This is a genomic window from Cellulomonas sp. ACRRI (genome assembly GCF_022346185.1).
Classification (GTDB): Bacteria; Actinomycetota; Actinomycetes; order Actinomycetales; family Cellulomonadaceae; genus Cellulomonas.
The window spans coordinates 24,631-47,375 of the sequence record NZ_JAKRMS010000016.1 but is presented as its reverse complement, the minus strand read 5'-3'; the positions used below and the strand labels follow the sequence as shown (position 1 = coordinate 47,375).

17 protein-coding genes are annotated in these 22,745 nt (G+C 75.2%); 7 read left to right on the top strand and 10 right to left on the bottom strand.

What is annotated here, in order from left to right:
• Window positions 1–153: 153 nt before the first annotated feature.
• The 3 genes from MHY85_RS05565 to rfbB all read right to left on the bottom strand — a co-directional run bounded on the left by MHY85_RS05565 (window position 154) and on the right by rfbB (window position 4,688).
• Window positions 154–1,515, bottom strand: a complete 1,362-nt coding sequence (locus MHY85_RS05565) for an LCP family protein (protein WP_239193974.1) — start codon at window positions 1,513–1,515, stop codon at window positions 154–156.
• A gap of 94 nt (window positions 1,516–1,609) precedes the next feature.
• Window positions 1,610–3,685: a hypothetical protein gene (locus MHY85_RS05560; RefSeq protein WP_239193972.1), complete on the bottom strand. Its 2,076-nt coding sequence runs from the start codon at window positions 3,683–3,685 to the stop codon at window positions 1,610–1,612.
• Between the two features lie 7 nt (window positions 3,686–3,692).
• Entirely contained in the window at window positions 3,693–4,688 is a 996-nt protein-coding gene (gene rfbB / locus MHY85_RS05555; RefSeq protein ID WP_239193970.1) for a dTDP-glucose 4,6-dehydratase, read from the bottom strand.
• A 203-nt stretch (window positions 4,689–4,891) separates the two neighbouring features.
• Between rfbB and MHY85_RS05550 the strand changes: the two genes are divergently transcribed.
• The 5 genes from MHY85_RS05550 (at window position 4,892) to MHY85_RS05530 (ending at window position 10,802) form a co-directional block, all read left to right on the top strand.
• Window positions 4,892–6,928: a DUF4214 domain-containing protein gene (locus MHY85_RS05550; protein ID WP_239193968.1), complete on the top strand. Its 2,037-nt coding sequence runs from the start codon at window positions 4,892–4,894 to the stop codon at window positions 6,926–6,928.
• 82 nt (window positions 6,929–7,010) lie between these two features.
• Window positions 7,011–7,517 carry a phosphatase PAP2 family protein gene (locus MHY85_RS05545; RefSeq protein ID WP_239193966.1) on the top strand — a complete coding sequence of 169 codons (507 nt, stop codon included), beginning with the start codon at window positions 7,011–7,013 and terminating at the stop codon, window positions 7,515–7,517.
• Window positions 7,514–8,383: a decaprenyl-phosphate phosphoribosyltransferase gene (locus MHY85_RS05540; RefSeq protein ID WP_239193955.1), complete on the top strand. Its 870-nt coding sequence runs from the start codon at window positions 7,514–7,516 to the stop codon at window positions 8,381–8,383. The genes MHY85_RS05545 and MHY85_RS05540 overlap by 4 nt, the downstream gene beginning before the upstream one ends.
• Window positions 8,380–9,678 (top strand): lipopolysaccharide biosynthesis protein, encoded by a 1,299-nt coding sequence (locus tag MHY85_RS05535; RefSeq protein WP_239193953.1) that lies wholly within the window; start codon window positions 8,380–8,382, stop codon window positions 9,676–9,678. The genes MHY85_RS05540 and MHY85_RS05535 overlap by 4 nt, the downstream gene beginning before the upstream one ends.
• Complete coding sequence (locus MHY85_RS05530; RefSeq protein WP_239193951.1) at window positions 9,675–10,802, top strand: glycosyltransferase family 4 protein; 1,128 nt, start codon at window positions 9,675–9,677, stop codon at window positions 10,800–10,802. Before MHY85_RS05535 ends, MHY85_RS05530 begins: the two co-directional genes overlap by 4 nt.
• A gap of 18 nt (window positions 10,803–10,820) precedes the next feature.
• Here MHY85_RS05530 and MHY85_RS05525 read toward each other — a convergent pair whose 3' ends face one another.
• Complete coding sequence (locus MHY85_RS05525) at window positions 10,821–12,560, bottom strand: hypothetical protein (RefSeq protein ID WP_239193949.1); 1,740 nt, start codon at window positions 12,558–12,560, stop codon at window positions 10,821–10,823.
• A 118-nt stretch (window positions 12,561–12,678) separates the two neighbouring features.
• Complete coding sequence (locus MHY85_RS05520; protein WP_239193947.1) at window positions 12,679–13,377, bottom strand: bifunctional 2-polyprenyl-6-hydroxyphenol methylase/3-demethylubiquinol 3-O-methyltransferase UbiG; 699 nt, start codon at window positions 13,375–13,377, stop codon at window positions 12,679–12,681.
• 122 nt (window positions 13,378–13,499) lie between these two features.
• Here MHY85_RS05520 and MHY85_RS05515 point away from each other — a divergent pair, with 122 nt between their 5' ends.
• Window positions 13,500–15,368, top strand: coding sequence for a DUF4214 domain-containing protein (locus tag MHY85_RS05515; RefSeq protein WP_239193945.1), 1,869 nt, complete (start codon window positions 13,500–13,502; stop codon window positions 15,366–15,368).
• Window positions 15,369–15,430: 62 nt separating this feature from the next.
• Here MHY85_RS05515 and MHY85_RS05510 read toward each other — a convergent pair whose 3' ends face one another.
• From MHY85_RS05510 to MHY85_RS05490, 5 genes are read right to left on the bottom strand one after another with little or no spacing between them, the layout of a single operon-like run.
• The gene (locus MHY85_RS05510) at window positions 15,431–16,636 is read right to left on the bottom strand and encodes an ABC transporter ATP-binding protein (protein ID WP_239193943.1); all 1,206 of its coding nucleotides are present in this window, start codon (window positions 16,634–16,636) and stop codon (window positions 15,431–15,433) included.
• Window positions 16,636–17,541 (bottom strand): ABC transporter permease, encoded by a 906-nt coding sequence (locus tag MHY85_RS05505; protein ID WP_239193941.1) that lies wholly within the window; start codon window positions 17,539–17,541, stop codon window positions 16,636–16,638. The genes MHY85_RS05510 and MHY85_RS05505 overlap by 1 nt, the downstream gene beginning before the upstream one ends.
• 51 nt (window positions 17,542–17,592) lie before the next feature.
• A complete protein-coding gene (locus MHY85_RS05500; protein WP_239193939.1) occupies window positions 17,593–19,149 on the bottom strand; it encodes a glycosyltransferase in 1,557 nt (518 codons plus the stop codon).
• Window positions 19,146–20,672, bottom strand: coding sequence for a glycosyltransferase (locus tag MHY85_RS05495; protein ID WP_239193937.1), 1,527 nt, complete (start codon window positions 20,670–20,672; stop codon window positions 19,146–19,148). The genes MHY85_RS05500 and MHY85_RS05495 overlap by 4 nt, the downstream gene beginning before the upstream one ends.
• On the bottom strand, window positions 20,669–21,643 hold the full coding sequence (locus MHY85_RS05490) for an FkbM family methyltransferase (protein ID WP_239193935.1): 975 nt from the start codon (window positions 21,641–21,643) through the stop codon (window positions 20,669–20,671). Before MHY85_RS05490 ends, MHY85_RS05495 begins: the two co-directional genes overlap by 4 nt.
• A 115-nt stretch (window positions 21,644–21,758) precedes the next feature.
• On the opposite strand from MHY85_RS05490, the gene MHY85_RS05485 reads away from it, so the two are divergent.
• Complete coding sequence (locus MHY85_RS05485) at window positions 21,759–22,745, top strand: GDP-mannose 4,6-dehydratase (RefSeq protein ID WP_239193933.1); 987 nt, start codon at window positions 21,759–21,761, stop codon at window positions 22,743–22,745.

The following is a 22,745-nucleotide window of genomic DNA, read 5'->3' as shown; positions in this document are numbered from 1 at the left end:
GGGCCGGCCCCCGCGCCGGGCGCGCCTCGCGCGCGGGGGCCGGCCCGACGGGCTGGGCGCCGTCGGCGGACGGACGGCGGGCGCCGGTGCCGGGCGCGAAGCTGGGCGGCGTCCTGCGGGCGTCGCGGTCGCGGTCGTCGGGGCGGGCCACGGTCAGCCGCAGACCGCGGTGACGTCGCCGGCGGAGAACGCCTCCTTGCCCGCCTCGCGGGTCTGGGCGGTCTCGGGGGTGGCGGGGGCGGCCGGCGTGCCGGCGCCCGCGCCGGCGTCGGTCCCTGCGCCGGTGTCGGTGCCGGGGTCCGTGCCGGTCCCGGCCTCGGTCCCGGTGCCGGCGTCCGTGCCCGTCCCGGCCTCGGTCCCGGTGCCGGCGTCCGTGCCCGTCCCGGTCCCGCCCGCCGTGGTGTCCTGGCTCGTGCCGGACAGCATCGGCCGGTCGCCGGCGACGTTGGCCCAGATGGCGTCGGCCTCGGAGGTCCACACCACCCGGTTCGGGTCGCTCGGCGCCGCGGCGAACGGGATCGTCATGAAGGAGATGTTGTCAGCCGAGGCGCCCCGCAGGCTGTAGGCGAGCCCGGCCATGTCGGAGATCGAGCTGAAGCCCGAGTCGATCGACAGGGACTCGGTGGCCGAGTCGAGGAACCGGATCAGCTGGGTGATGTCGGTGAGCATGTTCTTGTTCAGCAGCTCCCGCACCACCGCGGCCAGCAGCTCCTGCTGCCGGCCGAGCCGGTTCGTGTCGGAGCCGTCGCCGACGCCCTGGCCGGTGCGCGCGCGGGCGAACGCGAGCGCCTGCGTGCCGTTCAGCGTCTGCTGCCCGGCGGTGAGGTAGAGCCCGGCCTTGGGGGCGTTCATGTCGTTCGGCACGCAGATCGGCACGCCGCCGATCGCGTCGACCATCTTGGTGAACCCGGCGAAGTCGACCACGACGAAGTGGTCGATCCGCACGCCGGTGTTCTGCTGCACGGTGTTGACGGCGCACGCCGCCGCGGAGGCGATGTCCCCGCCGTTGTCGGCGCCGATCGCGAACGCGGAGTTGAACATCGCGTTGCGCTGGGCCGAGGTGGTCGCGCCGTTCGACATGGTGCAGGACGGGATGTCGACCAGGGAGTCGCGCGGGATCGAGATGAGCTCGACCCGGGTCCGGTCGGCGGAGATGTGCGCGACGATCGTCGTGTCGGACCGCATGCCGTCCACGTGGCCGCCGATGGCCTCGTTCTCGCCGTCCCGCTCGTCCGACCCCATCAGCAGGATGTTGACGTCGCGGCCGGCGTTCGGGTCGTCCGGGTCGGCCGGGCCGGTGGCGGTCGGCTCCGGCATCGCCTGGATCAGGTCGCTCGCGTCGATGGTGTTGATGTTGCCGTTGAGCTGGACGTACAGCGCCGCCGCTCCGGACGTCCCGAAGCACAGCACGGCGACGACGGCGAGGGCGGCGCCCCGCAGCACGCCGTGGCTGCGCCGGGTCCGGCCGTGGCGGACGGCGCGGGGGCGTGCAGGAGCGGCGTGGCGGGAGGTCACGAGAGAGGAGCATAGGAGCCGGGGCCCACCCCCGGGCGGACCGTCGGGGGGTGCGCCGTAAAGGATTCGTGCAGATCACCCGCCCGGCGGCGCGTCACCCGGGCGCCGGGACGACGCTCCCGTCGGGGCGCACCGACCCCACCCAGACCGTCGACCCGCCGACGGCGTAGCCGTCCGGGACGCGCGTGAGCGTGCTCTCCCAGGACGTGGTGGTGGTCACCAGCAGCGGGGCGGGCGTCGTGCCGCCGGCCCACGGCACCGCCCAGTCCGCGAACGTCACCACGTCGAAGTCGCCGCCCCAGTCGTCGCGCAGGTCCGCGAGGCGGTCCGCGTCGGGGACCGAGCTGATCTCGAGGCCCTCCACGTCGCACACGCTGCGCAGGGTGGCGAGGTACGGCGGCCCGCCGGCGCGGACGTAGAGCACGCGGTCGGTGCCGAGCGCGGCGCACACCGCCTGCGCCTCGGCCAGGCGGCCGTCCTGCTCGACGACGCGGAACAGACCGTGCCACGTGGTCAGGGGCACGACGGCGACGGCCACCGCCGCGAGCACCGCGGCCGCGCGGGTCCACCAGCGGCGGGCGGACCACAGGGCGGACACGGCGACCGCCGCCATGACCGCGAAGCCGGGCAGCGTCACCGGGAGCAGGCGGCGCATCGCCCACACCTGGTCCGGGGTGATGCTGACCTGCCAGAGGTAGAGCACCGACGGCGCGGCGACCACGGCGAGCGCCGTCCACCACCGCGGGTCCCGGTGCCGCACGGCCCGCCACGCGGACACGGCGAGCCCGAGCACGGCGAGCACGACGAACGGCCAGCCGTGGTACCAGGACACCCAGGTCAGCGACATCTCGTCGTAGGTGCGGGTGCCGTCCAGTGGCAGCCCTTCGCCGTCCTGCAGCCACTCGACGGCCTGCGCGTACGCCGACTCGGGGTGGAACCCGTGGCCCTCGTACCACCACGGGCGGGAGGCCAGCACCGCGCCCGCGGCCACGACGAGGGCGGCGGCGGTCCAGGACGCCGCGCGGCGGTGCGCGAGCAGCCCCGCGCGCAGGCCCTGCCAGGGCAGCCGCGGCGAGAGCGCGAGGACCAGCAGCAGCGCGGCCAGCAGCGCCGCGGTGAGCTGCGTGAACTGGCCGCCCAGGTTCTCGAGGTACTGCGGGCTGTTCACCCGCAGGTCCAGCCAGCCCAGCCCCACCATCGCCAGCGCACCGGCGGCCTGCAGGCCCAGCGCGGCGCGGAGCCGGGCGCGCCGCCGGGGGGCGAGGGCCGCCGCCGTGGCGAGGCCGACGCCGAGCACCAGCCCGACCACCACCGCCGCGCCGTCGATGCGCGCCAGCGCGGCCGCGCCGACGAGCGCGCCGGCCAGGAGGTGGGGGAGCAGCCGCCGGCCCGCGAGTGCGGCCCAGGCCACGCTCAGCCCGCCGAACACGAACGCCATCGCCACCGGCTCGGTGTAGGCGGCGCGGGAGAACACCGTCATCGGCACCGACGCGCCGAGCGCCACCACGGGCAGCAGGGCCCACCACGGGCCGACGAGGCGGCGGGCGAGGGAGTACACCGCGAGGAGGGCGACGGCGCCGATCAGCAGGTTCCCGGCGAGCACGCCCGGCGTGCCGGCGACCCAGCCGACCGACCCGATGAGCGCGGGGAGCAGCGTCGCCCCCTGGACGTGCAGCAGGCCCTCGGCCTCCGCGTACGCCGCGGGCACGGCCGTGATGTCGGGGTTGAGCGCGCCGACGTACCGCGTCGCCTCGGACAGCGGCAGGTTCGGGTCGGCGTGCTCCGAGAGCCAGATGCCCCGGAGGGTCAGGAACCCGGGGTCCCGCAGCACGACGAGGTAGCGCGAGGCGAAGGGCGCGTTGACCGCCGCCCAGGTCGCCGCGAGGGCCACCGCCACGACGGCGCCGCCGGCCGCCGGGCCCGCCCGCCCGGGCGCCGCGGGGACGAGGCGCCAGGTGAGGGCCGCGAGGACGGCGGTGGCCGGCAGGACGACCGCCGGGCGGAACTGGTCGGTCAGCGTGCCGGCGGTCGAGGCGAGCGCCAGGCAGAGCAGCAGGACGACGAGCCGGTCCGGCACCGAGGCGAGCAGCCGCAGCGGCCACGGGCCGGGCGGTGCGGCGCCGGGCGGCGGCGCACCGGCCCGCGCACCACCGCGCTGGCGCGTCCGCATGGTCGGCTCAGCGCCCGAGCTGCGCGTACTTCGCCTCGGTCGCGTCCTTCTGGGGCCGCCACCACGCCTCGTTCGCCCGGTACCAGTCGATCGTCGCGGCCAGGCCGTCCCGGAACGTGGTGTACCGCGGCTCCCAGCCGAGCTCGGTGCGGAGCTTCGTGGCGTCGATCGCGTACCGCAGGTCGTGGCCGGGGCGGTCGCTCACCAGGTCGTACGCGTCGGGCGCCTGCCCGGTGAGCTCGAGGATCAGCTCGACGACGGTCTTGTTGTCCACCTCGCCGTCCGCGCCGATCAGGTAGGTCTCGCCGAGGCGGCCCCTGGTGATGATGTCCCACACCGCCGAGTTGTGGTCCTCGACGTGGATCCAGTCGCGCACGTTCTCGCCCGTGCCGTACAGCTTCGGCCGCACGCCGTCGATCACGTTCGTGACCTGGCGCGGGATGAACTTCTCGACGTGCTGGTACGGGCCGTAGTTGTTCGAGCAGTTCGAGATCGTGGCGCGCACGCCGAACGACCGCGCCCAGGCGCGCACCAGCAGGTCCGAGGACGCCTTGGTGGACGAGTACGGGCTCGACGGGTTGTACGGGGTGTCCGGCGTGAACTTGGCCGGGTCGTCCAGCTCCAGGTCGCCGTAGACCTCGTCGGTGGAGATGTGGTGGTACCGCACGTCGTACCGGCGCACCGCCTCCAGCAGCGTGTACGTGCCGATGACGTTGGTGTGCACGAACGGCCACGGGTCGTGCAGCGAGTTGTCGTTGTGCGACTCGGCCGCGAAGTGCACGACCACGTCGCTGTTCTTCACGAGGTCGTCCACGATGTCGTGGTCCGTGATGCTGCCCTTGGCGAAGGTCACCCGGTCCCACACCGGTGCGAGGCTCTTCTCGTCGCCCGCGTAGGTCAGCGCGTCGAGGACGGTGACCTGGACCTCGGGGTGCTCGCGCACGACCTGGTGCACGAAGTTGGAGCCGATGAAACCGGCTCCGCCGGTGACGAGCATGCGCACGGGTGGATCCTCCGGGGCGTGGGGGCGTGAGGGCTCAGCGTAGCCAGTCCGCCACCGGGCGACGCAGCCCGGCGGGCGGGCCGCGATCTCGGGGCAAATGCGACATCCAGCGCGGCGGTCCTTGACTGGCTGTCACGGTCGGCTGACCCTGGGCCCGTCCGCTCGATCGAGAGGGCGACCCCGATCTTCCGTCAGGACCCGTCATGCGCACACTCCTCGCCCTGTCGATCGCGCTCGGCGTCGGCGTGGCACCGTCCGCGCTCGCCGGCGCCGCGCCCGCGGGCGTCGCGCCCGCCACCGGCGCGACGGCCGTCGCGGCGGTGCCCGCGTCGGCCGACGTCGACGTCACCGTCGAGCAGACCCCGCTCGTCGTCGTCCCGGAGGCCGAGGCGGCGCCGGAGCCGTCCGCCGCCTCCTCCGCGAGCCCTTCGGCCGCCCCCTCCGCGAGCCCGTCGGCCGCTCCCTCCGCCGGCCCGTCGGCCGGTGCCGAGCCGTCGGCGGACGCGGCCGAGGAGCCCGCCGCGGAGCCGAGCCCGGCGCCGGCCGAGAGCGTCGACCCCGCCGCCGGCACCGTCGTCGCCGACGTCCTGGAGGCCGGCCGGGTCCTGACCCCGGCGGTCGAGACCACCGAGGCGCAGACCGTCGGCGTGACCTGGCCGGAGGGCGCGGACGCCACGGGGCTCGAGCCGCAGGTGCGGTCGCTGACCGACGGCGAGTGGTCCGACTGGGTCGTGCTCGGCATGAGCGACGCCGAGCCCGACGCCGGCACCGCGGACGCGGCGAACGCGGCGCGCGGCGGCACCGACTCGTACTGGGTCGGCGAGGCCGAGGCGGTGCAGCTGTCGTTCGCGGCCACGGCCAACGGCGGGCCCGCCGACCTGTCGCTCGCGCTCGTGGCGTCCGACGAGGACCTCGGGGCGACCGGGACCACCGGGACCGGCGCGGCGGCCGCCGAGGGCGCGGCGAGCGCCGGCGAGGCGGTGGTCCGCACGGCGGCGTACCGCACGTCCGCCGCTGCGGCGGTCGTCCCGGCGGCGGCGTCGCAGCCGGCCGTCGTCACGCGCGCCCAGTGGGGCGCGCGCAACCAGGTCTGCGCGCCCGACGTCGCGAGCCGGCTCGAGGGGGCCGTCGTGCACCACACGGCGGGCAGCAACTCCTACACGACGCAGGCCCAGGCCATCCAGCAGATCCGGAACGACCAGGCGTACCACATCGACGCCCGCCGCTGGTGCGACATCGGCTACAACTTCATCGTCGACAAGTGGGGCACGATCTACGAGGGCCGGGCCAACAGCCTGACCCAGGCGGTCATCGGCGTCCACGCGACCAACGCGAACACCGGCACCGTCGGCGTCTCGATGCTGGGCAACTACGACACGGTGCCCACCACGCCGGCGATGATCGACTCCGTGGGCCGGATCATCGGCTGGCGCCTCGCGGCCTACGGGGTGAACCCGCTCGGTGCCGGCACCTACCCGTCCGGCCTGTACCTCCCGCGGGTGATCGGGCACCGCGACGTGGCGCAGACGGCGTGCCCCGGCCGGTACGGCTACGCCCAGCTCGGCACGATCCGGAACATCGCCTCGGTCTCGGGGCCGGCGATGCCGCTGTCGGACGCGCGGGCGATCACGAGCAAGCTCTACCAGGACATGCTCGGGCGGCCGGTCGACCAGGGCGGGCTGACCTCGTGGAGCGCGGCGATGGTCGGCGGCATGGCCCCGGCCCAGGTCGCCACCGGCCTCGCGACGAGCGCCGAGTACGCGTACGCGGCCGTCGACCGCGCCTACCGGGACGTGCTCGGCCGCGCGCCGGACCCGACCGGCATCGCGACCTGGACCGCCGCGATCATGGACGGGCGGATGCGGTCGGAGGACCTGCGCATCTGGCTGTTCGGCAGCGTCGAGTACTTCAACATCTCCGGCCAGACCAACGACCGCTACGTCGCCGCGCTCTACAGCAAGATGCTCGGGCGCACCGCGTCGGCGTCCGACATCGCCTTCTGGTCGCCGCTGGTCGCGAGCAAGGGCAAGGACGCGGTGGTCCGCGGGTTCTGGCAGTCCATGGAGAGCGCGAACATCCGCGTCCAGGCGTTCTACCAGCAGTACCTGGGCCGGGGGGCCGACGCCGCGGGCATGGCCACGTGGCCGCCGGTGCTGCTCGCGCGGGGCGAGGGCGAGCTGCGCAGCCAGATCGTCGGCAGCCTGGAGTACCGTAACCAGGCGGTCGCGAAGTACGTGTGAGCGGGTCCTGGGTGGCCCGGCCGGGCGGGCAGCAGCCCCCGGCCCGACCGGCAGCCGACGATTCCCGGGGTGAGCGAGACAGGTGACGAGCGCGGAGATCCGCCTGATGGGGCGTGTCCAGCAGGTGGCGTCGCGGGTGCCGGCCGTCCCGGCCGCCGCGCGCGCCTACTCCACCTGGGGGGAGCACGCCGCGGGCTGGCTGGCGCTCGGCCTGGCCGGGGCGGTCGTGGACCGGCGCCGGCGCGCCGAGTGGCTCGGCGTGACCGCGGCGGCCTTCGGCGCGCACGCGGCGGCCGTGGTCCTCAAGCGCGTGGTGCGCCGCCCGCGGCCGGACGACCCGGCGGTGCAGGTGCTGGTGCGCACGCCGTCCGACCTGAGCTTCCCGAGCGCGCACGCGGCCTCCACCACCGCGGCCTGCGTCGCCCTCGGCGGGATCGTCGGCCCCGTGCCGGCCGCCGCCCTGGCCGGCGGGATGGCGGTGTCGCGCGTCGTCGTCGGGGTGCACTACCCCTCGGACGTCGCGGCGGGCGCCGCGATCGGGGCGGTCACCGGCGCGCTGGTGCGGCGGCGCGTGCGGGCCGCCCGGTGAGGACCGTCCGCGCCGCGGTCCGGGCCGCGCGCCCGCGCCAGTGGGTCAAGAACGTCCTGGTCGCCGCCGGACCGATCGCCGCGGGGACGGTGCTCACGCCGCACGGCCTGCGGGGGGTTCTGCTCGCGTTCGTCGCGTTCTCCCTGGTGGCGTCGGGGGTCTACCTGCTGAACGACGTCCTCGACCGCGAGGCCGACCGGCAGCACCCGGTGAAGCGGCTGCGCCCCATCGCCTCCGGCGAGCTGCCCGTCCCGGTGGCGTCCGTGCTCGCCGCCGTGCTCGGGGTCGGGGTGCCGGTCGCGCTCGTGCTGGTCGGGGAGGGCCCGCTCGCGGCGGTGCTCGCCGTCTACGCGGCCGTGCAGACCGCGTACTGCCTGTGGCTGAAGCACCAGGTGGTCATCGACCTGGCGATCGTGTCGTCCGGGTTCCTGCTGCGCGCGGTCGCCGGCGGCGTGGCGGCCGACGTGCCGCTGTCGCCGTGGTTCCTGCTCGTGGCCACCTTCGGCTCCCTGTTCATGGTGGCGGGCAAGCGCTACTCCGAGGTGCACCTGGTCGGCGAGGGCCGGTCGGCGACCCGCCGCACGCTGGAGGCGTACTCCGCGAGCTACCTGCGGTTCGTCTGGGGCATCGCGGCGTCCGCGACGGTCGTCTTCTACTCGCTGTGGGCGTTCTCCCTCCCGGGGCACCAGGCGCTGCTCACCCAGCTGTCGATCGCGCCGTTCGTGGTGGCGATCCTGCGGTACGCGCTGGACATCGACCGGGGTGCCGCCGGGGAGCCCGAGAGCGTCGTCCTGGGCGACCGGACGCTGCAGGTGCTCGGCGTCCTGTGGCTGGGGCTGTTCGGCGCGGCGGTCGTCCTGGGATGAGGGTGCCCGACCCGCGGTCGCCGGTGTGGGTGCTCGGCGGGGCCGTCGTGTCGGGGGCCGCGACCTACGCGCTCCTCGTCGTCGTCGGCCGCGCCGTCGGGCCCGCCGGCTACTCCGCCTTCTCGCTGTTCTGGTCGGCGGCGATCATCGCCTCGCTCGGGGCCTTCCTGCCGGTCGAGCAGGTCCTCGCGACCCGCACGGCCACCGGGGCGTGGCGCGGGGCGACCGCGTTCGCCCGGGGCGCCCGGATCGCGCTGCCGCTCGCCGCCGCGGCGGTCGTCGTGCACCTGCTCGTGTGGCTGCTGCGCGACGGGGGGTCGCCGGACGCCGTCGCGTGGGCGGCCGTGCTGCTGCTCGTCCCCACGGCGGCGGGCTTCGTCTGGCAGTTCCCCGCGCGCGGGGTGCTCGCGGGGGAGGGCCGGCGCCTGGCGTACGCGAGCGTGGTCCTGGTCGACGCGGGCCTGCGCGCCGCCGTGGCCGTCGCGCTGTGGCTGTCGGGCACGACCGCGGTCGAGCCCTACCTGGCGGCCGTCGCCTGCTCCTCGGTCGCCTGCGCACTCGTCGGGCGGGCGCTGGTGCGCCGCGGCGGGCCGGCACCCCACCCCGGGCCCGAGGTCGCCGACGCGGCCGCCGACGGCGGCGACCTGCGGGGCGCCCGCCGCGCGGTGCTGCCGCTGGTGGTCGCCATGCTGGGGATGCAGGGCCTGCTCAACAGCGGCCCGGTCGTCGCCGGGCTGGTGGCCGGCACCCCGGCGCTCGCCGCCACCGCGGGCCACCTGCTCGCGGCCCTCACCCTCGCGCGGCTCCCGGTCTTCGTGACCCAGGCGGCGCAGGCGGTGTACGTCGCGCCGATCGCGGGCATGGTGCACCGCGGCGAGGGCGACCGGGCGCGGCGGCTCGTGACCCGCCTGGCCGTCCTCGTCGTCGCGACCGCCGCGCTGACGGTGGTCGTCGGGACGCTGCTCGGACCGGCGCTGGTCCCGGTGCTGTTCGGGCCCGAGTACCAGGTCGCCCGCGGCGACGTCGTGCTCGTCGTGCTCGGGGTCGCCGCCTACCTCGTCGCCTCCGTCGCCAACGACCTCGCCGTCGCCCTCGGCCGGCACCGCCGCACCGGCCCCGCCTGGGTCGCCGGGGTGGTGGCGGCCGTCGTCGTCGCCCTCCTCGTCCCGGACCTCGCCGCCCGCGTGACGCTCCCGCTGCTCGTGGGGTGCGTCGTCGCCGGGGCGGTGCTGGTCCCCGTCGTCGCGCTCTCGGTGGCGCGGCTGCCGCGCCTGCCGGAAGGATCACGCCCATGACCGCTCGCCCCGCCTACGACGTCGTCGTCGCGCTGAACTACTACGCCCCCTACGTGTCGGGCGTCACCGAGGCCGCCCGGGTCACCGCGGAGGGCCTCGCGGCCCGGGGCTGGCGGGTCCTCGTCGTCGCCGGCCACCACGACCCCTCGGTGCCGGCGCGCGAGACGATCAACGGGGTGCGCGTGCTCCGCACCCCGGTGGTCGCGCGCATCGGGAAGGGGATCGTCAGCCCCGCGTTCGCGCCGACGGTCGCGCGCTGGGCCCGCCGGGCGCGGCTGCTGCACCTGCACCTGCCGATGCTCGAGGCGGGCGCGATCACCACCCTCGCGCGCGGCGTCCCCACCGTCGTGACCTACCAGTGCGACGTGACGCTGCCGCCCGGCGCGCTGAACGCGGTCCAGGTCCGGGCGCTCGACCTGTCGCACGGCATCGCGCTGCGGCACGCCGACGTGGTCGCGGTGACGAGCGAGGACTACGCCGAGCACAGCCGGCTGCACGCGGCCATGGCCGGGCGCACGCGCGCGCTGCCCGCCCCGGCGCTCGACCGGTCCGGCGGCACGCCGCGGTTCCGGGACGGCGACGGCCTGCACGTGGGCTTCCTCGGTCGCATCGTCGAGGAGAAGGGCCTGGAGTACCTCGTCCGGGCGTTCCGGACCCTCGACGACGACGCCCGCCTGCTGATCGGCGGCGACTTCGCCAAGGTCGCCGGCGGCAGCGTCGTGGAGCGGGTGCGCGCCGCCGTCGGTGACGACCCCCGGGTGCGCCTCCTGGGCTTCGTGCCCGACGAGGACCTGCCCGACTTCTACGCGTCGCTCGACGTCTTCACGCTGCCGTCGGTCAACTCCCTCGAGGCGTACGGCATCGTCCAGGTGGAGGCGATGATGCTCGGCGTGCCGGTGGTCGCCAGCGACCTGCCCGGCGTGCGGATGCCGGTGCGGGACACCGGGTTCGGCCGCGTCGTGGCGCCCCGGGACGTCGACGGCCTGGCCCGCGCGCTCCGGGAGCTGGCGGCCGCGGACCTCGACCGGGACCGCGGGGCGGCCGAGGCGCGCTCCCGCTACTCCGCGGACCGGGTGGTCGACCAGCACGCGCGGCTCTTCGAGGAGCTCGCCCCTCGGGGATGAGCCCGCCCGGGGCGCCCGTCAGCCGAGGTCGAACACCCAGACGCCGTCGCGCTCGACGCCCGGCACGGGCAGGGACTCCTCGGCCACCGCCAGCCAGTCCGGGTAGCGCGCGTCGACGAGCACCAGGTCCACGCCGACCCGGTCGAGGTACGCCGGCAGCTCGGCGGCGTAGTCGTAGTCCAGGTCGGTCGCGAACAGCGCGGCGGCCACCGGGTCCTTCAGCCCCTCGGGCGTGGCCGCGCCGCCGCCGTTCCCGCTCGGCATCTCGAACGAGAAGTCCAGGTCGTCCATCCAGCGCATGCCGGGGCCCCACTGGCCGACGGGCATGACCAGCACGTTCTCCCCGGGCTCGACGACGTCGCGGACCACCTCGATGGTGTCGGGCTCGGGGTCGGCGGCGTTCGCCGGGAACAGCATCGTGCTGAAGTTGGGCAGCAGCAGGACCGCGGTCGCGGCCACCGCGCCGCCGACCAGCCAGCCCCACCGGCCGCGGTGCGCCCACGCGACGGCGACGAGGACGCACAGGGCCATGAACGCGAACTGCGAGAACCGGCCGGGCAGGGCGTGGTCCAGCCCCGGGATCCTCTCCAGGACCGCCCAGGGCAGCGGGACCGTGGCGTGCCCCGCGACCAGCAGGCGGGGGCCGAAGCTCGCGAGCAGCGCCAGGCCGGCGATCGCCCAGAGCGCCGCCTGCAGCCGGCTGCGCACGGCGACCGCGCTCGCGACCACCAGGACGACGAGGGTCGCCGGCAGGTAGGCGGTGTTCTCCGCCTCGTTGCCGTTCCAGCCCGCGCGCAGGTCGGCGAAGAACGAGTCGCCCAGCAGGGTCAGGTGGGTCGGCGCGAGCAGGTTGGTGAGGTCGCTGGAGTACAGGCCGGGGTCGTTCGCCACGTCGGCCGGGATGCCGGAGCGGAGCCCGGCGAGGATCACCGGGCTCGCCAGCACCACGCCGGCGAGCACGCCCAGCGCGAGCCAGCCGGCCGCCCGGAGCAGGCGGGCGCGCAGAGGCGCGGGCACGGCGACCCAGGCCACGACCAACCCGGCCGCGGCGAACAGGCTCTGCGTCACCAGCAGCTCGGTGGACGCGCCGATGGTGAACGCGACGACCAGGGCCACGTCCACCACGAACCACGCCGTGCGCAGGCGTCGGCGGTGCCAGCGGATCGTCAGCCAGGCCAGCAGCGGCAGCCCGAACGTCCACTGCAGGTTGAGGTGCCCCAGCGCGTGGCCCGTGACGTAGGGGCTGACCACCATGAGCGCCCCCGCCATCGTCGAGCCGACGACCGAGCCGGTCAGCTCCCGCGCGAGCAGGTACACCGCCACCGCCCCGGCCAGGACCGCGAGCAGGAACGCCGCGTTGTACCCGGCGGTGCCGCCGAACGCGGCCGTGATCGGCGCCACGAGCAGGGACACCGACGGCAGGGACAGGGCGTTGCCCAGGTCCATCCCCTGGGGCGCGTAGAGGTTGTCCAGGAAGAACGGGTTCTTGCCGTGCGTCAGCGCGTGCACGTTCCACGACAGGTACAGGGAGAACGACTCCGAGTCGCCCGGGTTCGACAGGCGCAGGCTCGCGGGGTCCCGCAGGATCGGCCGGCTCCACACGACGAGCGTCCAGAGCACGAGCGCCGGGACCGGCCACCGCGGCGCGAGCCGCGCGCCGAGGGCCCGGACGTCCGGGCGGCGCCGGCGGCGGGCGTCCGCCGGCGGCTCCTGCCGCCCGGGGACGTCGACGTCGTCGCGATCGGTGCGCGTGGTCATGCGGTGCCCAGCCCCTTGAGTCGGTCGGCACCGCCCCCGCGGCGCCCCCAGGAGCCTACTCGGCGGGCCCCGCCACCCTCCGGCCTCCGGGACGTGACGCCACCCACCGGGGGTGCGCTCAGGGTTGCGCGCGCCGGACGACCAGGATCGACGACTCGCCGGAGCCCGGGGGCAGCAGCAGCCGCCCCGCGAGGAACTGCGCCGCCATCGGCAGGCCGTGCCGCAGCGCGTCCAGCGGGACGGGCAGCGACGAGTAGGGGAAGTGCCACAGCCCGTCCGAGGCCGCCCGCTCGACCGGGAAGCCGTGCGCGGCGAGGAAGTCGACCCACGCCGCGTGCGGCTTCAGGTTCACGTGGGTCGGGTCGGTGAACCCCAGCCAGCCGTCGCCGTGCAGGGCGCGTGCCCGGCCGGCCGGGTCGGGCACCACCACGAGCCCGCGCGACCCGGGCCGGGTGGCGCGGTGCAGCGCGCCCAGGAGCGCGGACAGCGGCTCGTCCGGGATGTGCTCCAGCACGTGCACCGCGGTGAACCCGTCGAACCCGCCCGCGGGCAGCTCCTCGGCGTCGGCGTACACCGTGCTGCGCGGCGACCGCTCGCGGGCCAGCCGCGCCGAGTACGCGGAGACCTCCAGGCCGTCCGCCGGCGTCCTGCGCGCGAGACGGGCGAGCAGGTGCCCCGTGCCGCACCCGACGTCGAGCACCCGCGTCGGCCGGACGTACCGCCGCACCAGCCGGTCGTAGAGCCGCAGCGCCGGGCGGTCCCTGTCCTGCCCGTTCGCCTGGTAGTAGGCCTCGTCGTACGCGGTCCCCTCCGGCACGGCGCCCCCTTCGTGCGCTCGACGTGCTGCTGGACCACCAGCGTGGCATTGTTTCGGGGCAAATGGGACCGGTTCGCGCGGCCTGCTGACCGGACGCGACTTCCGGGGCCACAATCGGCGGCATGCCTCGCCCCGCCGCCGCCCTCGTCCGCGACGCCCCCGCGGCCCGCCGCGCGCTCGCCGCCCTCGTGGCGGCCGTGCTCGCGGCGTTCGCCGTCGCCGTGCCCGCCGCGCAGCCCGCCGCCGCCGCCGACCCGTCGTTCACGTTCGTCGGCCACGGCTACGGGCACGGGCGGGGGATGGGGCAGTACGGCGCCTACGGCTACGCGGTCGACCACGGCTGGTCCTACCAGCAGATCCTCGACCACTACTACGGCGGCACCTCGCTCGCGGGCGACGCCGGCAACCCGGTGGTCGGCGTCCAGCTGACCCGGCTGGACCGCGGCGACACGATCGTCACCGGTCCGGCGCTCGCGGTGAACGGCACGGCCGCCGGCACCACCGCGGTGCTGCTGCGCCGCGAGCCCTCGGGCACGTTCGCCGTGCTCCGCGGACCCGGCTGCGCCGGCCCGTGGACGCCCTGGTACGGCGGCGCCCCGTCCGGCACCGCCGTGACCACCTCCGCGAACCCCGCGGACCCGAACAACCTGATCCGCACCTGCGAGGTCGGGAAGACCACCGCGTACCGCGGCTCGCTCACGGCGGTGAACACGGGGTCGTCGCAGATCACCGTGAACCGCGTGACCATCGACGACTACCTGCGCAGCGTCGTGCCGAGCGAGTCCCCGTCGTCGTGGGGAAACGCCGGCGGCGGCCGCGGCATGCACGCCCTGCGCGCCCAGGCCGTGGCGGCCCGCTCGTACGCGCTGTCGGGCGGCACCGCCGCGACGATCTGCGACACGACCACCTGCCAGGTCTACAACGGCGCCTTCCGGCAGACCGACGCGGGCGTGGTCACCACCGTGGAGCAGGCGACCACCTCGCAGGCGGTCGCCGAGACCAGCGGCCAGGTGCGGCGCTCCGGCAACGGGGCGATCGCCCGGACCGAGTTCAGCTCCTCGACCGGCGGCTGGACCGCGGGCGGCGCCTTCCCGGCCGTGCAGGACCTCGGCGACGCGACCGCCGCCAACCCGAACCACACCTGGACGGTGACGCTCAGCCAGTCCGCGGTCGCGGCGGCGCTGGGCACGGGGGCCATCGGGTCGATCGGGGTGACCGCCCGCAACGGCCTGGGCGAGGACGGCGGCCGCGCGACCACCGTGACGGTCCGCGCCACCTCCGGCGCGGTGACCACCTTCACGGGGGCGCAGGTCCGCAGCCGGCTGGGCCTCAAGAGCGACTGGTTCGGCGTGTCCGGCATGTCGAGCGACCAGGCCACGAAGCTCGTCAACGCGCTCTACCAGGACATCCTCGGCCGCGCGCCCGACCCCACCGGCCTCGCCACCTGGACCCAGCACCTGCTGGTCACGGGGGACTCGCGCCCGGTGGCGCAGGGCATCGTGCGGTCCAACGAGCGCATCTACACCTTCGTGCAGCGCCAGTACCGCACGGCGCTCGGCCGCGAGCCCGACGCCACCGGCACGCAGACCTGGGTCAACCTCATGCTGCAGGGCATGACCGTGCCCGAGCTGCAGGTGCAGGTGTACGCCAGCGCCGAGGGCTTCGACGTCATCGGCCGCAAGGACCTGCGGACGTGGGTGGACGGCGTCTACCAGCGCATCCTCGGGCGGTCGGCCTCGGCGGCCGAGCGCGACTCGTGGGCCGCGACCGCGCAGCGCACCGGCCTGCACGCGGTCGTCCGGGCGATCGTGCTGTCCGACGAGGCCGCGCTGATCCGGCTGAACGAGTACTACAACCTCATGCTCGGCCGGAACGCGGACGCCGCGGGCATCGCGACCTACAAGCCGATGATGGCGGGGCAGGGCGACTTCGTGCTGCCGATCGAGATCGGCCGGAGCCAGGAGTACTTCAACCGCGCGCAGACCCGCTGACCCGGCAGACGGACGGCCCGGCCCCCCGAGGGGAGCCGGGCCGTCCGCGCGTCCGGGACCGGTCAGCGGGCGGGCACGATCCGGGTGTCCAGCCGCACGAAGCCCTGCTCGCGGCCGTCGGCCGCCACGGTGAGCCGCGCGCCCTCGCGCAGGCGGTGCAGCTCGGCGCCGGTCGGGCCGGCGATCGCGCCGTGCACCGTGTACGACCCCTCGCCGAGGTGCGTCGCCGGGATCGCGAAGTCGTACGACGCGCGGCCGCGGAGCGGGGGCATCGGGGTCTCCAGCAGCTTGCTGTTGGTGCCGAAGACGCCCTGGCCGATCGAGGAGTCGAAGCCGAAGCCGAGGATCCACGAGTCGAGGTGCTCGGCGGCGTCCACGGTCACGCGGACGGACAGCGGGGCGCCGGTGGTGACCTCCTGGACGGGGCGGCCGTCCTGCAGCAGCTCGACGGACACGATCTCGGCCCGCGGCCGCTCCTCGGGCGCGGCCGAGGCGGACGCCTGCTGCTTCTCGATCTCCGCGGCGCGCATCTGGTCGAACTCCGAGCGCAGCACGCGCAGCGCGTCCCGGGGCTCGCCGTCGGCCTTGACCACGCCGTGCTCGAGCACGACCGCGCGGTCGCACACCTCGGCCACCTGGTCCAGCCCGTGCGTCACGAGGACGATCGTGCGCCCCTCGTGCTGGAACGTCCGGATGCGGTCCATGCACTTGCGCTGGAACGGCTCGTCGCCCACCGCCAGCACCTCGTCCACCAGCAGCACGTCCGGGTCCACGTGCACCGCCACCGCGAAGGCCAGGCGGACGTACATGCCCGAGGAGTAGAACTTCACCTGGGTGTCGATGAACTGCTCGATGCCGGAGAAGTCGACGATCGCGTCGAAGTACTTCTCCGTCTCCTGGGTGGACAGGCCGAGGATCGAGGCGTTGAGGAAGACGTTCTCGCGGCCGGTCAGGTCCGGGTGGAACCCGGCGCCGAGCTCGAGCAGCGCCGCCATGCGGCCGCGGGTCCGCACGGTGCCGGACGTCGGCTGCAGGATGCCGCCGATCGTCTTCAGCAGCGTGCTCTTCCCGGAGCCGTTGGGGCCGATCAGGCCGACGGAGGTGCCGGTCTCGATGTCGAGGTCGATGTTCCGGAGCGCCCAGAAGTCCTCCTTGTGGAGGTTCGAGCGGCCGAAGTTGACGATCCGCTCCTTGAGGGACTTCTCCTTGCGGATCACGAACCGCTTCGAGACGTCGTGCACCTCGACGACGGTGGCCTTGCTGCCCATCAGAGCTCCTGCGCGAAGTTGCCCTGCAGCCGCGCGAACACGCGCTGGCCGATCAGGGTGAAGAGGACGCCGACGCCGAGCCAGATCCACAGCCGGGTGTCGAGGTCGGGCGGGTACGGCTGGTCGCTGCCCGCGACCCAGAACGTCTGCTGGAACCCCATGATCGCGATCGTGATGGGGTTCGTGAGGTAGAGCTCGCGGAGCCAGCCGGCACCGATCTCGCCGCTCACCAGGGCCCACGAGTACGCGATCGGGGACGCCCAGAAGAAGATCATGATGGCGATCTCGACCAGGTACTGGATGTCACGCAGGTACACGTTCACCGCGGACAGCAGCAGGGCCCAGCCCAGCGCGGTGACGACGATGACCGCGAGCGACAGCGGCAGGTAGCCCCAGCGCGTGCCGGTCGGCACCTTGCCCACCGCGATGGTCGCGGCGAACAGGATCACCAGCTGGATCGCGAAGTTGAACAGCGCCGAGCCCAGCGCGGCGAGCGGGAAGATCTCGCGCGGCAGGTAGACCTTCTTGATCAGACCCGAGTTGCCGACGATCGACGCGGTGCCGGTGGACACCGCCTCCGAGAACAGCCCCCACGCGGTCAGGCCGGTGTAGATGTAGATCGCGAAGTCGGGGATCGACCGCGCCGCGCCGAGGAACTTGCCCAGCGCGATGTAGTAGATCAGCAGCATCGCGAGCGGGCGCATCAAGCTCCACACGAAGCCCAGCGCGCTGTCCTTGTACCGGGCCTTCAGCTCGCGCCGGATCAGCATGTCCAGCAGCTCGCGGTGCGCCCAGATGTCCTGGACCTGCCCGACCAGACCGCGGGCGAACCCGCGCTTCGGACCGGTCGTGCGCAGCGGCTCCTGCTCGAGGCGCGCGGCCCTGGCCTCACTGATGGTGGTCATGCGATCCAAGCTCCCGACGGTACGGCCGACCGCTGGATCGGCCCGGACAGACTACTCGCGCTCACCGGCGGACCCGGTCACGGCGGCCGCGGTGGCTCCGGTCAGCACGTCCCAGACCCGCTCCGCGTACTCCTCCCACGACGTCTCCGGCGCGGCCGCGGCGTCCGCCGTCAGCCGCGCGTGCAGCGCGTCGTCGGTGAGCAGCCGCTCGAGGCCGTCGGCCACGGCGTGGTCGTCCCGCGGGTCGACCAGGAGGACCCCGCCGCGGGCGGCGATCTCGCGCATGCTGCCGAAGTCGGACGCCAGCGCGGGGGTGCCGGCGGCGACCGACTCGGCCACCGGGAGGCCGAAGCCCTCGTTCAGCGAGGGGAACACCGTGCAGTGCGCCACCCGGTAGGCCGCCCACAGCAGGCGGTCGTCCAGCCGGCTGACGGACTCGACCGGGCGGCCGGCGCCCTGCAGCTCGCCGAGCCGCCGGGAGAAGGCCTCGCTGTTCCACGAGTTGCCGCCGACGAACGTCAGCGTGAACCGGTGCCCGCGCCGCCAGAGCAGCTCGGCCGCGTGCAGGACCGCCAGGTGGTTCTTGCGCGGCTCGTGGCTGCCGACGCACAGCACGAGCGGCTGCCCGCCGACCGTGAACCGGTCACGGGCCTCGGCCAGGTCGGCCTCGGTCGGCTCCGGGGCGTGCGCGGGCAGCCCGACGGCCTCGACGCGAGGGCCGGGCAGGCCCGCGCCGCCGAGCATCCGCCGCCACCCCTCGTACTCCGTCGCGGCCGCGTCGGAGATCGCCGCCACCGCGTCGAACTCCGCCACCGCCGCCAGGTTGAGCGCGAACACCGCCGCGAAGCCCTCGGCGGACGTCTCGGCGGAGGTGATCGGGACGAGGTCGAAGCCGATGACGCCGCACCGCGTGGGGGAGTGCGCGGCGAGCCCGTGCAGGGCGGCGCAGCGCCGCACCTGGATCGCGAGCTCCGGCAGCAGGTAGCGGCCGCCCCACGGGACGACGACGACCGGCGCCGCGTCGTCGGGCCGGGTCACGTCCACCACCACCGGCGCGTCGTCGCCGGCGAGCGCACGGTCCCGCTCGGCGGCCGTGAGCGCCCGCAGCGCGTCGAGCTCCGGCGTCCAGGCGACCGCCGTGACGTCGTGCCGGTCGCGCCAGACGCGGCCGACGTTCCGGGCGACGCGCTGGATGCCGGTGCCGAGGGGGAACAGGACCAGGTCGCCCATGTCGACGAGCGTGCGGTCGCGCAGGACCCGCACCTCGCGCCGCGCGCTCGCCTCGGTGGTGGCGTCGCGCGCGGCCCGCAGGATCGCGGCCGGGCCGGCGGTGCGGGCGGCGCGCCGCACGGTGACCACCTCGGCGGGGGCGGGCAGCCGGGCGGAGAGCACCGCCAGGGCCAGCCACACCTGGGCCTCGGAGGCGTCGGCGAGCAGGCGCAGCAGCCGGGCCTCCGGGTCGGCGCCCGGGCCCCCGCCGGCGCCGGCGTCCTGCGCGAGCACGTCCACCAGGGTGGCGACGCGCCGGTCCCAGGCCCCGTCGGGGACCTCGGGCTGCGGGTGCAGGGCGGAGCGCACGCGCCCCGTCACGCGTCGGACCAGGCTCACGCGGCACCTCCGAGCAGGGTGGCCCACAGCTCGCGGGCGTAGTGGTCCCAGGTCTGCGCGGGCCGGGCGGCGGCCTCCGCGCGCAGCCGGGCACGCAGGTCGGCGTCCGTGACCATCCGGCGCAGGCCGGCGAGCACGTCGTCGTCGTCCCGCGGGTCGACGGTCAGGCAGCCGCCCGCGGCGGCGATCTGGCCCTGGCTGCCGTAGCGCGTGGTCAGCACCGGCGTGCCGCAGGCGAGCGACTCCGCCACCGGCAGGCCGTAGCCCTCGTGCAGCGACACGAAGGCCGTGCAGGAGGCGGTGCGGATGAGGCGCCACATCTCCTGGTCGCCCACGCCGCGCCGCCACGTGACCGGGCGGCCGGCGCGCTCGAGCCGGCGGATCGTCGCGACCGCGGGGGAGTCGTCCAGGTCCCAGCCGGGGCCCCCGACCAGGCACAGCTCGAAGTCGGCGCCCTCGTCCCAGAGCCGCTCGGCGGCCTGCAGCAGCGCCGCGTGGTTCTTGTGCGGCTCCAGGCGCCCCACGCTGAGCACGAACGGCCGCGCGGGTTCGGTCCGCGGCTCGCCCGCGGGGGCGTCCGGGACGCTGGTCGGCAGCGTGACCTCGACGACGTCCGGCCCGGGCAGGCCCTGCGCCGCGAGGGCGTGCGCGAAGCCGCGGAACTCCTCGGCGGCCGAGGCGCTGATCCCCGCGACCCGGCGCGCGTGCTTGACCGCCGTGAGGTACGTGACGAACCCGTTCGGCTCGCCCAGGGGGCGGATGTCCGCGCTGATCAGCGGGATCGCGTCGTAGCCGATGCCGTCCAGGGTCGACCCCGACAGCTCCGCGAGGGCGGCGAGCCGGGAGCACCGGACGTCGGGGAGCGGGACCTCGAGCAGCACGACCCGCGCGCGCCAGGGCACGACGAGCGGCCGGGCCGCGGCGTCCGCGTCCTCCTCCTCGACCAGGCCGGTGGCGGCGCGGTCGGAGTCCCGCCAGCGCAGCGCACGGTCCGCCTCGCGATCCGTCAGGGTGCGCAGGGCCGCGGCGGTCTCGGTCCACGCCACGAACGTGACCTCGCGGTCCACGGCCCAGCGGCGCGCGACCTCCCGGGCCACGCGCTGAATGCCGTTGTGGAAGTCGAACCGCGCGCACATGTCGACGTCGACGACGACGCCGGAGGTGACGACCGCCTCGCGGTCGTGCCCGCGGCGGGCGGTCGCGAGGTCGTGCGCCCGGTCCAGCAGCCGCAGCGTGACCCCCTGGACGTCCTCCAGGTCGAGCGCGCGCCGCACGTCCCGGACGTCGTCGGCCGACGGGTAGGCGCCCGCGAGCAGCGTCAGCAGGAGCCAGATCAGCTCGGCGCCGGGCTCCCGGACGAGCTCGGCCACCAGCGCCGTGAGGCAGGCGTCGGCGTCGCGCGCGGGATCGGGGTCGGGGGCCGGGGCGTCCGCCAGCACGGCCTCCGCGCCCGCGCGCAGTCGCTGCGCGAGCAGGGCGCGGGTCCGGGCCTCGGCGACCGCCTCGGTCGTCGGGGCGGTCACCGGGCCGCCCGGCCGCCGCGGCGCACGGCGCGCAGCGGTGCCGTGACGCGCCAGGACAGGGTGGCGCGGGTCGCGGCCAGCTCCGACTCGAGGTGCGCCGCGCGCGCCGCCTCGTGCGCCGCGCGGTCCGGGGCCGCCCCGGCGCCCACGGCCCAGCGGGTCAGGGCGGCGGTGCGCCAGCGCACCGTCTCGGCGGTCGCGCGGTGCAGGCGCTCGTCCCGCTCCGCCAGCTCGCGCTGCTGGCGCTCGATCGTCTCGCGCCGCTGCCGGTCCGCGTCCGTGTCGAACTCGTCCAGCGGGCACGCCGGGTACGACAGCAGCTCGACGAGCTCGGGGTGGTCCGGCGAGGCGTAGTAGCGGGACAGACCGTCGAACAGGCACGGCACCCAGCCGGCCTCCAGCACCCCCGGCTCCCACTCGTGGTGCGTCTGCTCGGTGCTGCGCGGCGCGGTGGACTCCACCACCAGGATCCACGGCCGCCACCGGCGCAGGTCGAACGAGCGCAGCACCTCGGGCTCGGCGCCCTCGACGTCGACCGAGACGAAGTGGATGTCGCGGCCCTCCCAGCCTGCCTCCTCGAGGACCCGGTCGAGCGACTTGGCGGGGACCGTGACGTCGCGGCTCTCCCAGCCGTCGCGGGCGTGCCGCTCGCTCACGTCGTCCACCAGCGTCGACAGGCCGGTGTCGCCGATGACGTGCAGCGTGATGCTCTCGATGTCCCGGTCCGTGACCGCCGCCTCGACGAGCGTGTCGCGCGGGCGCTCGCGGCGGTGCGCCTCGGCGAACGCCGGCACGGGCTCGACGGTGATGCCGCTCCAGCCCTGGTCGTAGAACCCGCGGGTCAGCGAGTACAGCCGCGGGTCGTTCGCGCCGACGTCCACGTAGGAGCCCGTCGCCACGTCCCGCAGCGCGCGCCGGAGCACGACGTCCTCGCGGTTCTGGCCGTACGACACGAAGGTCTGCGCAGTCACCCGGGCATCCTAGGTGACGGGCCTGCGCGCATCCGGGGCCCGGCGTCCGCGCGGTCGGGGACGGCCCGATATGCTCGTGCACCGCCACCCGACCGTCGACAGGAATCCGAGAGCCATGCCCCGCGCACTCATCACCGGCATCACCGGCCAGGACGGCCTCTACCTGAGCGAGCTGCTGCTCTCGAAGGGCTACGAGGTCTACGGCCTGATCCGCGGCCAGAACAACCCGAAGCTCGACCTCGTGCGGCGCACCGTGCCCGGCGTCCAGCTCCTCACGGGCGACCTGACCGACATGTCGAGCCTGATCCGCGCGCTCAACACCTCGCAGCCCGACGAGGTCTACAACCTCGGCGCCATCTCGTTCGTCGCGTACTCGTGGGAGAACGCGCAGCTGACGAGCGACGTGACCGGCAAGGGCGTGCTCAACATCCTCGAGGCCGTGCGCCTGTACGCCGGCGACGACGCGAGCAAGGTGCGGTTCTACCAGGCGTCCTCCTCCGAGATGTTCGGCAAGGTGCAGGAGGTCCCGCAGCGCGAGTCGACGCTGCTGTGGCCCCGCTCGCCGTACGGCGTGGCCAAGGTGTTCGGCCACTACATGACGATCAACTACCGCGAGTCCTACGGGATGCACGCGTCCTCCGGCATCCTGTTCAACCACGAGTCGCCCCGCCGCGGCCCGGAGTTCGTCACCCGCAAGGTGTCGCAGGCCGTCGCGCGCATCTCGCTGGGCCTGCAGGACCACGTGACCCTGGGCAACCTGGACGCCAAGCGCGACTGGGGCTTCGCCGGGGACTACGTCGAGGCGATGTGGCGGATGCTGCAGCAGGACCAGGCCGACGACTACGTCGTGGCGACGGGCGAGACCCACTCGATCGGCGAGCTGCTCGACGCCGCGTTCGCGCACGTCGGCATCACCGACTGGGCCCCCTACGTCAAGCAGGACCCGGCGTTCATGCGCCCGGCGGAGGTCGACCTGCTCATCGGCGACCCGGCCAAGGCCAAGGACGTGCTCGGCTGGGAGCCGCAGGTCGGCTTCGCCCAGCTCGTCGGCATGATGGTGGAGAACGACCTGGCGGAGCAGCGCGCCCTCAACGGGCGGTGA